The 14,419-nt window shown below is 63.3% G+C and carries 9 protein-coding genes, 5 pseudogenes and 1 other annotated feature; of the genes and pseudogenes, 6 read left to right on the plus strand and 8 right to left on the minus strand.

From position 1 onward, the window contains the following. Positions 1-41: 41 nt before the first annotated feature. A pseudogene (locus N7L95_RS29690) lies at positions 42-539 on the minus strand (IS66 family transposase). A gap of 140 nt (positions 540-679) precedes the next feature. Then, the gene (locus N7L95_RS29020) at positions 680-1,474 is read right to left on the minus strand and encodes a hypothetical protein (RefSeq protein ID WP_301261087.1); all 795 of its coding nucleotides are present in this window, start codon (positions 1,472-1,474) and stop codon (positions 680-682) included. Positions 1,475-2,878: 1,404 nt separating this feature from the next. On the opposite strand from N7L95_RS29020, the gene N7L95_RS29025 reads away from it, so the two are divergent. Next, positions 2,879-3,259, plus strand: coding sequence for a hypothetical protein (locus N7L95_RS29025; RefSeq protein WP_301261088.1), 381 nt, complete (start codon positions 2,879-2,881; stop codon positions 3,257-3,259). Positions 3,260-3,406: 147 nt separating this feature from the next. Here N7L95_RS29025 and N7L95_RS29030 read toward each other — a convergent pair whose 3' ends face one another. After that, positions 3,407-4,417 carry a proline racemase family protein gene (locus N7L95_RS29030; protein WP_301261089.1) on the minus strand — a complete coding sequence of 337 codons (1,011 nt, stop codon included), beginning with the start codon at positions 4,415-4,417 and terminating at the stop codon, positions 3,407-3,409. A gap of 509 nt (positions 4,418-4,926) precedes the next feature. On the opposite strand from N7L95_RS29030, the gene N7L95_RS29035 reads away from it, so the two are divergent. Next, positions 4,927-5,856, plus strand: a complete 930-nt coding sequence (locus tag N7L95_RS29035) for a PEP-CTERM sorting domain-containing protein (RefSeq protein ID WP_301261090.1) — start codon at positions 4,927-4,929, stop codon at positions 5,854-5,856. A gap of 218 nt (positions 5,857-6,074) precedes the next feature. Further along, positions 6,075-6,688: pseudogene (locus N7L95_RS29040) on the plus strand (IS3 family transposase); the annotation flags it as partial. Further along, positions 6,338-6,454, plus strand: a sequence feature (AL1L pseudoknot). (Overlaps the previous pseudogene by 117 nt.) A gap of 60 nt (positions 6,689-6,748) precedes the next feature. On the opposite strand, the gene N7L95_RS29045 reads toward N7L95_RS29040, so the two are convergent. After that, positions 6,749-7,213, minus strand: a complete 465-nt coding sequence (locus N7L95_RS29045; RefSeq protein WP_301261091.1) for a hypothetical protein — start codon at positions 7,211-7,213, stop codon at positions 6,749-6,751. 1,137 nt (positions 7,214-8,350) lie between these two features. Between N7L95_RS29045 and N7L95_RS29050 the strand changes: the two are divergent. After that, positions 8,351-8,592: pseudogene (locus N7L95_RS29050) on the plus strand (transposase); the annotation flags it as partial. A gap of 185 nt (positions 8,593-8,777) precedes the next feature. Here N7L95_RS29050 and N7L95_RS29815 read toward each other — a convergent pair. Continuing rightward, a complete protein-coding gene (locus N7L95_RS29815) occupies positions 8,778-8,942 on the minus strand; it encodes a transposase (protein WP_435870129.1) in 165 nt (54 codons plus the stop codon). Positions 8,943-9,365: 423 nt separating this feature from the next. On the opposite strand from N7L95_RS29815, the gene N7L95_RS29060 reads away from it, so the two are divergent. Beyond that, complete coding sequence (locus tag N7L95_RS29060; RefSeq protein WP_301261092.1) at positions 9,366-11,078, plus strand: M20/M25/M40 family metallo-hydrolase; 1,713 nt, start codon at positions 9,366-9,368, stop codon at positions 11,076-11,078. A gap of 343 nt (positions 11,079-11,421) precedes the next feature. On the opposite strand, the gene N7L95_RS29820 is transcribed toward N7L95_RS29060, so the two are convergent. Further along, positions 11,422-11,559 (minus strand): transposase domain-containing protein, encoded by a 138-nt coding sequence (locus tag N7L95_RS29820; protein WP_435870130.1) that lies wholly within the window; start codon positions 11,557-11,559, stop codon positions 11,422-11,424. 27 nt (positions 11,560-11,586) lie between these two features. Further along, a pseudogene (locus tag N7L95_RS29825) lies at positions 11,587-11,685 on the minus strand (hypothetical protein); the annotation flags it as partial. A 550-nt stretch (positions 11,686-12,235) separates the two neighbouring features. Between N7L95_RS29825 and N7L95_RS29070 the strand changes: the two are divergent. Further along, positions 12,236-12,682: pseudogene (locus N7L95_RS29070) on the plus strand (IS66 family transposase); the annotation flags it as partial. 241 nt (positions 12,683-12,923) lie between these two features. Here the strand turns inward: N7L95_RS29070 and N7L95_RS29075 are convergent. Then, positions 12,924-14,366 (minus strand): carbohydrate-binding protein, encoded by a 1,443-nt coding sequence (locus tag N7L95_RS29075; protein ID WP_301261093.1) that lies wholly within the window; start codon positions 14,364-14,366, stop codon positions 12,924-12,926. Positions 14,367-14,419: the final 53 nt, after the last annotated feature.

Below are 14,419 nucleotides of genomic sequence, written 5' to 3' on the forward strand. Positions count from 1 at the left end.
CACCGCGATGCGGGCTGCCGGCTGCGTTGGCAACCGAGCCATCAGCTCGCGCAAGTAGCCAAGGGTGTTTGTTGTCGAGCTTGGCCGACTGGATCAAGCTCATGACGGCAGCCGCTCGCTTGCCGGCACAAGCTGCCGACGAACAGCCAGCGGGTGCGTCCCAGCGCGAAAGGGCGTATTCGGTTCCGTGTCCAGTTGTTGTCTGCGGGCAAGGCGCCGTTGTCGCGGTAACGCACGCGTGCCGTCCAGCACTCAAGGCTGCGGCCGATGGCCTTGGCAGTTGCCGAGCCGTCGGGCACCTTCTCCCGATGCATCACCAGCGATGTGTGCCAGGCTTGGGCTACCGGCCGGGCCAACTCCTAGCTGATCCGCTCCCGTGCTGTGGGTCAAGGGGCTGCACTTTTCCGATCGACGTCATAGCGCTTGCCAAAGTGCCCGACCGCCTCCTCGGCGATCTGGCTGTGGTTGTTGGCCCAGTGGTCGCAGCACTTGCGCCGGGCGTGCGCCAGGCAGTGGGCATCGGTCTCGCCCAGAGCCATCAGCGTCTTTTAGCCGCTTTAGTCGTCGCAGACCAGCACGCCAAGCCCGTCACTGAGGAACGCCATGGCAAGCTTGGCGACCCGGCTCTCGGCGAAGTCATGAATGACATGCGGCTGTGCTCGAGCCAGCCGGTATTTCCTTACTCCTGAGGACGGCGTCTACCCCGTGATGCCCAAAGAACCGCGCCGCCAACCAGCGCCAGAACGACAGTCCCTGGTTCCGGCACTGCCGATACTGCTGTGCCTACCTCAACGTAAAGACGGTGTCGCTGAACATCAGCGGTGTTGTTGACCACCAGGATGGTGAGGTGCCTGGATGTTGAAAGCAGGTCTGAGAAGCTGTCCTCGGTTGTGTTCAGTTCTGCGCGATCCCAGACCGACGTCGCCGATCCTCCCCAGTCAGGCAGCACAGCGGATAGGAAGGCATGAGCCCGTGCATGACTCTCCACACCGTCCAGTAGACCGGCATCCTCCACCTTCACTGACGCAAGAAGGGAGATGGTCAACGTCGAGTAGGGAGCCAGCAAGAAACCGCCCTCTGGCGGTTCCCAGCGATCAGAGGAATATCGCATCACGCGGGCCGCTGAACTGGCTTTTCCTCGCACTTCCAAGCTCGCGGAGGCCGATCCGTTCCCCTGCGCGTCGATCTCTGCCGCAGCATGGCGGCCGTCCAGCGAGACCGTCGCCGACATCGGTGCGAACGGCTTGGCCTCTGTGCGGCCATCCCACCAGATCGTACCGGCACGGTCGCCTTTTTCCAGGACCGAAGCGACAAAGCTTTGGTCCATGTTTTCGTTCGCCGGAGTCATCTCAAACCACGCTGGCAGATTGTCAGCCGGACGCAGATCGTTCACCTGAAAGCTGAGACCGCTCCAGCTTGCTGACGCTTGTGTCCCGCCTTGGGCAGTGCCCGGAGAGATGACGTTCAGTGTCACGAGGGCCATTGCAATCCACGATCCTCGACGCATCGCAGCTCGACCCAAGTTCTTCTGCCATTGACAACGTAAGTGGCTCACGCAACGTCTCCCTAGCAGCACTGAGGCTGGTAAGTCCAGGAAATGCGAACTCGATGTTCGACCGCTTCAAACAGTGGTAGCGATGTCCTGCAGATGCCGAGGCCCTCGGCTCGCGCTCACCGTCGCGGCAAGCTGACCCGATGACAAGTGCAATTTGGGCCCAGAGTAGCCAGCTGACGCCGCCTTCTTTTTTTGGTCGCAGACTAGCGGGATGGCGGCGTGCCGCCCCCCCTCATCTGCGGGGGATCTCCATCTGTGCCTCAGTTTCAGTGGCCGGCCGGTGCAGCACCGTCTAGCAGTGATGAATCGGTGGGTTTCGGGGAAAGTGGGGCCGGCTCAGCATCAATCGCCTCGGCGGGGTAAGCGGGGAGCAGATGACCCGCTTCCTGTACCGGTGCTGCCAGCCAAGAGGGGTACGGGCCGTCGGACAAGATGGCCATCATTCGCTTCTCCTCGCCCGGGGCATTGTGCGTCCACCGCATGAACAGGTCGCAGCGATCGACTCCAGCTTCAGCTCAATGCGCTCGGCATCCCGTCGGACGATCGGGCCCTGGTAGCGCGGCCACGGCTCCGGTCTCCCTTGGGCAGACCCACACCAAAGGCCCGCAGCAGCCGTGCATCACTGCCGACCGGGACGTAGTTCAGTCACCTGTGCCCACCTTCTCGAAGATGTGAAATGCTGCGCCGCAGCAGCATGGCGCCTCATTGCTGAGGAACGGCGTGCGGCTCTTGCCGCGCCGCGTGTGGAGGCATCCGCCTGACTCAACAAGAACGGAGCAGCGGAATACTGCATATGGAGACAGATGCTCGCATGTCCGCCGCCGCTTCTTCCCTCCCCCGTCGCACTCCGGCGGTGCGCCGAGGCGTTCTGGGGATCGCTTGATCCGGCGATTGAATCTTCGCTGCGACGCGGGACGCAGCTGGCCCGCAGCTAACGGTGCACAGCGAGCACAGGCTTCGATGCGTTGGACGCGGAGTGCTGGGCGGCCGTTGGCCCTGCGGCGGCGTCGCCGAGCTCCTGCGGCCGCAGGACAGCCCGGCCGAGTAGCGGCGCTGCTCAGTCCCGCCCAGAGCCGCCTGGCGAGTGCGCAACGGTCGTTGTGGCTGGTGGGCACGCCTCACGCGCCCTACTGCCCCGGGTTGCGTCTGGTGGGGCTGCCTGAGAGGCACCTGGTGCGGGTGCGGGCCGATACACGGGCCGAGCGACTGCGGGCCACGGAGCAGGCCGCCAAAGCCGATGGCCTTGGAACGGTGCTCGCCTGGTTGCCCCCGACGCGGCCCGCGCAGATCGGTCGCTTGCCGAGCTGCGCAGCCCAAGCCGAGATGCCGATCTTCCTGATGCGGCCGGCGATCGCGCTACGCGACTCCTCTGCCGCACCGCTGCGGCTTGTGGTTTCGCTCGGTGATGGCTGGGCGCTGCACTTGCAGATCGCCAAGCGCCGCGGGCCTGTTCATGAAGGCGAGCGGACGCTTGCCGCTGTGTCGCCTCAGCTGGCCCGCCTCGCTGCAGCTCGCCTGCCGCCGGAGGCCCGTCGTTTTCAGGAGAGCCACCATGCTGTATTGAGTGGCACTGATTCTTCCTGCGTCGCGTCCCACCCCGGCCTCGCCATTGCCGAATGCACCCGACTGCGAGGCGATGGCTCGTCAGCAGCTGGCCGTCGGCTGGCGCGCTTTGCTGTTCGCGCCGAGGGTGGCTCTGCTTGATGAGGCCGTGCCCCACACCTCCTGCAGGACAAATGGCCGTGGATCCTGCTGAGCCCACCCGGCGGTCGGTGGAAGCCCTCTTTCGCGCACTCGAAACGCCCGCACCTCTTTCTTCTGGTACGGCAGCGAACGCGTGGGCCACTCGCCTCAGCGCAGGAAGAAGCCCAACGGGAAGGGGTCGCTCTCCTCCAGGACCCATTGGTTGAAGCCGCTGATATGGGCCGTGCCGGTCACCTCGGTGATCGCAGCGTCGAAAGGCCCCACGGGAACCGCCTCCGTCACGCGCACGCTGAAGCGGCTGCCAACGATGCTGCCGTTGATGTAGTCCTGGTCCAGTGGCAGCCGGCCACGCAGGAACAGCTGCGCTGCGCGTCCCGAGGTGCCAGTGCCGGTCGGTGAGCGGTCGACTTCCCGGTCGGCGAAGATGCAGACGTTGGATTGGTCGACGCCCACGCAGTTGGGGCTGCCGTCCACGATGGTCCCGTACAGTTCATTCAGCCCGGGCTCCAGCGGATGTTGTATGGTGACCTTCGACTTGACGGCCGTCTTGGTCTCGGCCCCCAGCTGGATCAAGGAGCGAACGAGTTCCGGCTTGATCTCCAACCCTGCTTGCTCGCCGTTGATGTAGTAGTAGAAGGCGCCACCGAAGACGATGTCGCCGACGATGCGACCGAAGCTCGGGGTATCAACTTCCACGTCGCGCTGGAAGATAAATGCAGGCACGTTCCTGAACGTGACGGCGCCGGCGCGGGAGCCGTCCCATTCGACATGGGCCTCGATGAAGCCGGCCGGTGCGTCAAAGCCAATGCGCGTGACCGGCACCTGCCGCTCCACGTAGCCCATCTCCACCACGACTTTGCCCAGGGCGATAATGCCGTGGCCACACATGTCGCTGTAGCCCTCGTTGTGGATGAAGATCACGCCGAAGTCAGCCTGTGCGGAGGTGGGTGGCAGCAGGTAGGCGCCGTACATGTCCGCATGGCCGCGTGGCTCGTTCATCAGGAACTGCCGCAGGTCGTCACGGTATGTCTTCAGCCAGGCACGCTTTTGCAGGATGTCGTGGCCCGGCACGGGGGGCATACCGGACACCAGGATGCGCAGCGGCTCGCCGCCCGTGTGGGCGTCTATGGTGTGGATCGTGCGAATGAAGTTCAGCATGGCGTGGTTTCAGCGGTTGTGTCGGTGCTTGGATCTCATTTTGAAGCGCCGAAACCCAGATGGCGCAACGCCACACGGAAGCTCGCGAGGTCCCAATGGCAGCCCCTACTCTCTTGGCGGCGAAGGGGCCGCTGAGGTCCGGATGCCGTGCAGGGCGCCCCCCAGGGAAACGACGCGAGACCGGTCAACGCCGGCCTGCAGCAGGTCACCGGCTTCATGGCGTGCTCCAACCGGAGCATCGGCGTGAAGGTCGCTTCCGTCGAGCGCGCGCCTACCAGTCCCCGCCACTTCCGGCTTGAAAGCGCCGACGCCAATGACCAGGCGGCCCCGTTAGGCCACTGATTCAACTGTCTACTGGATCGGGAAGCTGACGGCCCGATCTTCTCAAAAGTTGCAACAGTCGCGAATCCCAGGACGGACACTGCCACCCCCCGCAATTCGAGGCGCTCTGAACTCAGGGAAGACCGCGCTCATTCGGGGATAATCGTGACCTCACGCGAGGGAGAATCATGAAGATGTCGTTTTGTGTAGAAGGCGTGAAACACCGCCGCCGTGTCGCTGCACTAAAGCTGGTTGCCGCAAGCGCCTTTGCCGCAATGGCCTCGGGAGTCGGCGCCGTCGAGTACCGCATCGATCGGCTCTCGGTCGAGCGCAACGGCATTCCGATCTTCCTCGACGAGTACAACGACGGCATCGCGCCTCCCATCGGTACTACGTTCATCAATTCGCCGAACGCGGGATACAGCCACACTGTGGGCGACTTCGCAGGCGAGGAATCGAGCGGCAAGCTAACGCTCGATCCTTCCCACCGTGGCGTAGCGACCATGAATCCGGTCACGGGCCGGCCTGAAGGCATCCTCTTCCAGGCGGCCTACCTGAACGTCAACACGCAGAGCACACCCGAGACCGCCGACCGAGGCTTGAAGCTGCATCACACTTTCACGGTCTCGGCGCTCTTCGACTTGGTCACGCCTGGAGCGACAGCGCAGGCCAACAGCTATGGCTTACGCCTGCATGATTTTGATAACTCCAGCGAGACCGGCTGGAACGACGTGCTTGACCTGCAGGTGTTCAAGGACCGCGCCACAGGCGCCCCCAGCCTCGGCCTGTTCGACCGCGAGTTCCGCGGCACGACGCAACGCTTGGCCACGGCCCTTCTCGATTCGACGCTGGGCGACCAGATCGAGCTGACCTTCACCAAGGGCGTCGCTGACGATCCGACGGTGCACGCGAGCTATCGATACTGGTTCCAAGGTACAGCGGTTGGTCCGGTGATCCCGTTCTCCGCGTCGGCGACGCTCTTCCACGGGGAGATCTTCACCCGGCCCGGCATCATCGCCGTCGCGGCCGCCCCCGTCCCTGAGCCGCAGACCTGGACTCTGCTCGTGGCCGGCCTCGGGCTGATGGCGGGGGGCGTACGGCGGCGTGCCAAGAAGTGATCCGCTTGGGCTCTTCGAGCCACCCGAAGGGTTGGCCTCGCGGCCCGTGGAGTCGCTAGGCTGGCTCCATTTTCTTGGTCTTACAGGCGTATTCGGCCAACGCAAGGTCATTGAGAGCGCGGCAAGGACGGCTCTCGTTTTCGTCCGTGCACCAAGCCTCCACGACACCATGAATCACCCCGGGATTCGTGGAGGCTCCGACTCCGAAGAATGGAGCCATGAAGAAGTCCCCGAAGTTTTCTTCCGAGGCGCCTGAGCGCGCCGCGCGCGTGGTCCTGGAGCACTTCGCCGAGTACCCGTCGCAGTGAGCGGCCATCGAGTCCATCGCCGGCAAGATCAGCTGTATGCCGCAGACGCTGCACGCCTGGTTTACATAGCACGAGGTCAACGCCGGCCGGCGTGATGGCGTCTCGACCGCCGACGCCCAGCGCATTAAGGACCTGGAGCGCGAGTTGCGCGAGGCCAACGATATGCTGGCCATCGCGTTTTTCGCCCAGGTGGAGCTCAACCGCCGCACCAGGTCCTGAAGGCTTTCGTCGATCAGCATCGAATGCGGTTCGGGGTCGAGTCGATCTGTCGCGTCCTGAAGATCGCCTCCTTGGCGTACCGACGTCATGCTGCACGTCAACGTAGCGCGGCTTTGTGCTGGCTGTAAGCCCGGCGCGATGCGAGCCCACTGCCGCGGTGCAGCGTGTCTGGCAAGTCAACATGCAGGTCTACGGAGCCGAGAACGTCTGGCGCCAACTCAACCCGCGAAGGCGTCGCGGTGGCTCGCTGCACCGTCGAGCGGCTGATGCGCCAGCTCGGGCTGCAGGGCGTGCGCCGTGGCAAGGCCGAGCTCCCTGGACGGAACGGAGGAGATCAATGAACTGGCAGGACGCCCCTATCACGACTACCTGAACTTCGCGCAGAAGGTGATGTTGGAGTGACCGTTGTAGACCACGGGATCCCACCCCCTGCCCGCGAACCGGTTGCATACATCGCTCCCACCTACGGCAGCGTTAATGTCTTCGACGTAGTTCTCGCTGGTATCGACGTCACCCAGTTTGGCGCAATAGCGAAGGTTCGCCGGGTCGTCAAACGCAAAGTCTTTCCACGTAGCACCGAACGCCGACGAGCAACTGATACCGCGCCCGGGATAGATTCCTGTCACGTCCACTACCCCAAGAGGCGGCTTCACAGAACTCCGCTTCTTGCAGAATATGATCTTGGAAGCGCCGTCGTAAGCAAACTGTTGCCACTCGGAGCCAAAAGACGAACAGCTTCCGCCGACGAGTGCACTGAGGTCCACCACATAGTCAACCGCGTGCGCATTCGAGGAAAACCCGGCAGCGAATGCAGTCAGGGTCAGCGCCATGATCTTGCTTCGAACGTCCATTGTTCATCACTCCAGCAAAGTTGGTCGAAGGGTTCATTCGCCGTCGCTCGATCACCCTTCGCCGGAGGCGTTCCATGCGCCGCCAGCCGTGAGGGGCGGGACCAGGGCAAATGGACCTTTGGAGAGTCATGCGCGAGGCGCGAGCGCCGCGCAAGCCCCAGGCAGACCTTAGGTGTTTCGGCGCGGAAATCAACCGTGTGCGCTACCCGATGCGCCAGGTCGACAGGGTCGTGTGAATGACGGAGTCTGGATCCTTTCGCTTCACGCCGCCATTAGCAAGCTGCTGCCTGTGGTGCTGAACGAATATTGCCAGTTCCGAAAGCCGGGCGTAGTTGTTCATCCGAGTTTGGTGTGGAGTGAGCAGCACTAGCGTGCTACTCCCGTACTGACCGAAAAAGGATGTTGGAGCGCTCCTCGCAGGATATTTCTCCACCGGGATACTAGAACGGAAGTTGCTAGCCCTGTTCGGCGTTCGCCACGTTGAATGGCGTGCTCAAGCGTCGTATTCGGGGACATCGATCGACTAAGATGCGCGCATGGATGCTGACGTTCGACAGCGGCTGCGATGGACCGAGATGCACTTCGAATGCGGGATGCGGACTATGGGAGCCGGCGCTGCAGAATCTCGCGACCAACGCTGCGGAAGTGGTACAGACGGTACGTGAGTGCGAAGCAACGCTTGTTCTCGACGGACCGCATGCTCGCATCGTGACTCCCTGGCTCGGCATAGAGGCCGACGCACTGGCGCGGCTGCACAAGAACAAGGGCCGCATCGAAGTGATCAACGACGCCCCACCTGACGACCGTGATCGTCTTCCGCGACCATGGCGAGTTGCGAGTTGCGAGTCGCAGGTGGCGGTTCGGTACACACCAGCGGGTTCTTCGTCCAGTCACACGATCGGAATCACGGCGCAATGCCAGATGGCATGGCGGCAGCGACGGAACCAAAAATGGACGCGTCGCGAAGAGCCGGCGCCACTGCAGGTCCCGACGCTTGGGCGTGACGGCCCAAGTCGCTACTCGGTTGTGTCCTCTGAAGCACAGTCTTGAGGTAAGCAATGGGATGGACGCCCCCCTATAGCGGCATCGATGTGCCAGAGGGGAAGTGTCTGCCAGTTTGCCGCCTGGCTGGGCCTTGTACCACCCCAGCACTCCAGTGGCAGCAAGCAGAATCTCCTTGGCATGAGCAAGCGCGGCGAGGTGTACCTGCGCACCCTGCTGATCCACGGTGCCAGATCCGTTATCTACGCGCAATGCAGAAGGCCGGTCCGCGGGGTTGGGTCTCCAACGTGGCAGCGGGTCGCAACAAGAACGTCGCCGCCAGCGCGCTGGCCAACACCATTGCGCGCACCGTCTAGGCGCACCCGGGCAACTCTTTCTGCGCGCCAGCCGCCGCGTTGCGCGCGCGCACGTCGGAGCCGTCTACAACCACAGCAACCATTGGATGGCGCCCGGCCACGTCCAGTGCGGTCTGCAGCGCCTGCAGCATCCGGTTCCACAACCCACATCGCCACCACCGCTGCAAGCGCGAATACACCTTCTGCTATCGACCGGAACGCTCGGGCCGATCGCACCCGAACAGGAACAGCATGGCATTGAGCATCCGGCGATGCTCCCCGTACGGTCGCCCCGCCGTTCTGTTCGGTGGCAACAACGGCTCCAGCACCGCCCACTCAGCATCGGGCAGCTCATGAAGATGACGAGCCATCCGTCCCTCCGCTCTTCACCTATGCCCGTTCAGCCTCGGCGGGAGCGGCTCACCTATCAAACAGGCCCTGGCACGCTGATGTCGCCCCGGATAACACATCCTCTGGCACAGGCATCAAGACCGCAAAACGCAGGGTCCATCGAATACGTGCTGTCGCCGTTCAGCGGCACCTCCGAGAGAGCCCTGGTGACAGATTGGGCTGCAGGAATGCGAATGCGACTCGACCATCAACGACAGGGGCGAGCGGAATGAAGTCCGCCGCGCGACTGGGAGAGCGCGCAAGCGTCCCACCACCGACGCCTTGACGACGGACACGGACGTCGGGTAGAGCAATGCCAGCGGTGCGGCTGCAATGAGTGCGTCATAGGCCAGCAAGCGTGCAATGTGAACACATCGCACGCATTTCAGTCTATGCTTCGCTGCATGAAACGCGTCCTTGTGCATCACGCTCGCTTGGCTGTCGCTGCCCTTGTGTTCTTCGCTGGGTGCGGCGGTTCGGATGGCGACAACAGCCGCTCGTTCTTGGAACGGATGCTGGCGCAGCAATTCGTCTCCGAGGCAAGCCACCTCGTCACGCTGCAGACGTACCGTACGGAAGACCCCAAAAGCGAGCAGCGGATGGTCGACAACCTGGCGGGCGCGCGCAACTACCTGATGCGGCTTGCCGAAGAGTTCAATCGGGGGCAGAAAACCCTGAAGCTCGAGCCGTTCGAGTGGCGCCGGGAGGGCCCGTCCCAGACCCAATGGGTGTTCGGGTTCCGTCTCGGCAGCGGGCCGAAGAAGGTCGCGATCCTGACGCACCTTGACACGGTGCCACCCGGCAATGCGGATTGGCGGCCTTTCGAGCCACGTGTCGAGACTCGCGACTACCGCGGCGCAGCCCAGCCCTTCCTGGTAGGCCTAGGGGCGGTGGATGACAAGGGCCCAGCCGTCCTCGGGTTCATCGTGATGCGGGCGCTGGCGAAGCTCTACGACGGAACCAACGCACTCGACGGATTGGCGATCGAACTGATCTTCGACACCTCCGAGGAGACCGACTTCTCGACCGCGTACTACTTCCAGGAGGTCGGCGTGCCCGATTTCGGCATCGTCTTCGACGCGGCCTGGACGGTTCGCGCCGAGAAGGGAGTTGAGCGGCCAATCTTCACCGTCCCGCTCGGCGCGGCGCCGAGCAACGGCCTCTTCATCGAGGCCTTCAACAGCGCCCCCGGAGCCACAAATCAAATCCCGGATACGGTGACTGCGCGCATCAACGGCGACGATGAGGCCGCGCTCGACCGCCTGGCGGCCAACGTCGCCGATCTCTACCAGCAATACGGCTTCGATGATCCGCAGTATCGGCGAGCGCCGCTCGAGGTGTCGCGCGACGCGAAGGCGGTGGTCCTGACCACCAAGGTCATCGGCGCGCAACACGGGTCGGTGCCGGATGAGAACCGCGCGAAGGGAGCGAGTCCGGTCGTCTCGCTCGCGAACTTTCTTGCTCACCTGGTGGACGACGGGACGCTCGCGCAGAACGGGGTCGGCCGGATGCTGGAGTTCATGGCCTGGGGTTGGGGCACGACTGTCTTCGGCGAGAAGCATCCCGACCTGCTCGAACGCCACGATCAGGTCTTCGAGCAAGGCAACGGAACGACCTACGCGCTGACGCGCGTCACGACCAGCCCGCAGGATGTGACCCTCAGGATCGACATCCGCTATGCCCTCGGCCATCACAGCGTGGCGTGGGACGGCAAGACCGAGGGGCAGTTGCCGGGCACCAGCATCTTCCCCGATGTCTTCGGGCAACTGGTAAGCCGCTTTCAGCAGGACCGGCCGGGTCAGGCCGTCACGGTGACGACTGTGAACGCCGCTTCGCCCGACGTGCGCGACCCGCAGAGCCCGCGGTTCCGACGGATCAGCGCCGCCTATGAACGGGCGGTCGGCGCACCGATGCCGTTGGCAGCCATCGGCGGGGGCACGGATGCGAAAGGGCAGGTCAATCTTGTAGCGGCCGGCTCGCTCTTCACCTTGGGGTTCGGGCCACCGATTAATCTCCACGGCTTGAACGAGGGCGCGCCGATCGAAGATCTGAAGCTCAGCGCGCGCATCCTGTACCAAATCATGCTGGACGAAATCGCAAACAAGACCGCGAGATAGCCTGCTGCCTTCCAGGTCTGCACAGTCGTTCTTCCACATCAGCACGTCCGTCTACCGGACGCGCTGCAGTGGAGAAGCGCTCAGCCGCCTGCTGGGCGAGCAGCGAAGCTTCGATCCGGCGTTCGAACTTCCGCTGAGGCTCGATAAGAATTGCGCCCAGCGTCGTCACTGTGAAGTGCACTCCTCGCGTCTGAAGCCAAGTATGACCATCGCGTTCGTTGGATGAACCCTCCGGACTAGAGGCGGCGTGGTCCGAAACTGACCAGCACGGGAGCTGTTCGAGAGCACCGATGAGCCGTATGCGACCGCCGGCAACGCGTTTTGACTACGACGCCGATGGCGGTCAGAGAGCCGGGCTCCGGCGGTGCAGCAGCGGCTCCTCGGTTCGGTGGCTGAGACATGTCGGCAGTCGAGCCAGCACGTCCTTGAGGTAGGCCCAGGGATGGTGTTCATTCAGCTTGGCAGCCTGCAGCAAGCTCATGACGATGGCCGAACGCTGGCCCGCCAGTTCGCTCCCTGCAAACGGCCATGCCTTGCGCCTCATCGCCCAGGGGCGCAACTGATTCTCGAGATGGTTTTTATGGCCACTGGCCTCGCCGTCTGCCAGGAAGCGGCCCCAGCACCGTACCGCGGTTCAGGCTGTATTGCAGCTGTAGATGAGGCCGGCTTGAAGTAGGCGTACGGCCAATCCGTCTTGACTGCGGTTAAGTACCTCTGCAGCGACTCTAGAATCCAGCGGTTGCAGCTTCTGATGTCGGAAGGTTCGATGAAGCGTTTGCGCTGCGGCCCGTCAGCACGAGGCGAGGGTCGCTTCATTAGGCAGAGTGGCCCCATCGGCCGCTTCGCCACGTCGTTTTGGAAGTCGATTGCCTGGAGACGCCTCAGGCACTTTTAGTGACGTGGGAAGTTTCCGAGGAAGCAATCCCCGGCGTCTTCCGCCTTTCCGTAGAGCGCGGTATCGTTCGCCTTTTCGAACCAGGAGCCAAGTACGGCAGTTCAGTAGCGAAGGATTGTCTGTGCAAGTAGTTGGCGGCACATGCCACCCTACCGACTCGAACGAAGTGAGCTTCGAACTTGCGGCAGCGGCCGCGTTCAGCAATGCCATCGGCAAATGGCCCACAGTCCATCGATGAGGCAGCAACTCGTCAGCGTGGCTGGCCGGCCACAAGGCGCTGTTCCTCGACGGCAGCATCACCGAGGTCGGCTGCATGGCCCACGCCCGCCGCAAGTTCGTGGAGCTACACCTGGCCAACAAGAGCACCCTGGCGGCTACCGCCATCGAGTTCATCGGGCAGCTCTGCGGCATCGAGCGGAAGGTGAAGAACCTGCCAGCCGAAGATGGGCTGCCAGAGCGACGAACGCGCGCGGCGCCGGTGGCGCAGGTCCTGCACAAGTGGTTGATGGAGTTCCGGCCGAAGGCGCCCGATGGCTCAGCGACCGCCAAGGCCATGGACTACAGCCTGAACCTGTGGGCGGCGCTGACGCGCTACCTCGCTGGTCCCGCCGTGCCCATCGACAACAATTTCCACGAACGGCAGATCAGGCCCTGGGCCACGGGACACAAGAACTGGCAATTTGCTGGGACGCTCCTCGCTGGTATGCGTCCGCCGGTCAAGATGTGACCGGCGGACGCATACCGTTCTGGCGACGGCGAGCGATTCGTCAAAGCTTGCAGCGGGCCAGATTGTGGACCTCACGTAGCTGGCCTGCGAGATCGGCAAACGAAGTCAACATGACTTGTCTACCCCCTCACGCTGACGATGCTGACCGTGAATTCAGCAAGCGCGTCTCGCAGCTCAGCACGAGTTGACCGACGGCGCCGCAGCCCCCTTGCCGTGCGTCGGATCACAGCTTGGTGAACTTCACCCAGTTGATGTTCCAGCCGCCTTGGACGGCGTAGATGCCAGGGTTGTAGGTGCCGGCGTTGATGTGGACCACGTGGGAGATCGTGGTCCAGTTCTGCCAGCCACCGGTGGCCGGCACCGCGAGTTGCCCGAGCGCGGTGCTGCCCGCGTTCAGGTCGAGCGATAGCATGCCCCCGCCGCTGCCGCTTGCGACCCTGTACTCGACGCGGTAGGTGCCGCTGGTCGGGAAGGCGATGGCGCCGTAGGACAACCAGTCACCGCTGTCGACCCAACCGACGTTCAGGCCACCTTCGGAGGAAGCTTCCGTCTGAATGCCGTTTTGTGCCGTGAAACTCTCGGCCTCGACGTGATAGCTCCACCCGCTTCCTGCGTCTTTGGAGACGACGATCGACGAGGCTTGATCGTTGAAGGCGTCGTTGACCAGGCAGGCCGAGTCGGACTTCTTCGTGAGCGAGCGGCCGCCGAAGTTGTCGTCCGAGTACAGCGTCACCTGATAGCCCGGCTTGACCCGCAGTGACGAGAGGTCGTCGTTGGCCGCGCCCATCGCGCGCAACTGCGACAGGGTATACCGCCCTTCTGCCAGCGGAACGCCGTACCCACCGTAGTTGCAGTGTTGGTAGGCGGTGGCCACCCCGGTGCTTCCGCCACCCCCACCACCCTGCGAGTAGACGCGAACGTAGTCGACATACATCTTTGCAGGCAGGCGAGTCTCGTCGATGTTGAAGCCAGGCCAGTTGCCACCGATCGCGAAGTTCAGCAGCAGGAAGAAATCCCTGTGAAACTCCTCCGTGCCGTTGACGCCGTTCTGTATGTTGACCTCGTGATACTTGTTGTTGTCGACGTACCAACGGATGGCGTTGGCGTCCCACTCCACCGCGTAGACATGCCAGTCGGTCACGTTGGCAGGCGTGTGGCCACCGTACTGTGCGTACTTGCCGGTGTGGTCCTGCCAGTGGATGGTGCCGTACACCTGCGGGTCGGTGTTGACGTGCTCCATCACGTCGATCTCTCCGGACGCCGGCCAGCCGACACTGGGCATATTGGCTCCCAGCATCCAGAACGCCGGCCATTGCCCCATGCCAGTGGGCAGCTTGATGCGCGCTTCGACACGCCCGTACTTGAAGGTCTTGTGGCCTTGCGTCTTCATCCGAGCCGAGGTGTACCGGAATCCGCCAAAGTCCTCGCGCTTGGCCGTGATCACCAGACTGCCGTTCTCAATGCTCGCGTTCTCTCGCCGGTAGTACTCCCACTCGTTGTTGCCCCACCCGCTCGAGCCATTGCCGGTTTCGAAGACCCAGTCGGGGCCGATGCTGCCGTTGAACTCGTCCTGCCAGACAAGCTGCCAGCTCTGGGCAATCGCCAGAGGCGAGAGCACCAGGCCCATCAGCATCACCAGCGACTTTTGCAAAACTTTTAGTCTCATGTCTCCTGCTCCTGTGGGTGGACCAGCGCGGGAGCCTACGTGAGGTCGATGTG

The sequence above is a fragment of the Eleftheria terrae genome, from assembly GCF_030419005.1.
Taxonomy (GTDB): domain Bacteria; phylum Pseudomonadota; class Gammaproteobacteria; order Burkholderiales; family Burkholderiaceae_C; genus Caldimonas; species Caldimonas terrae.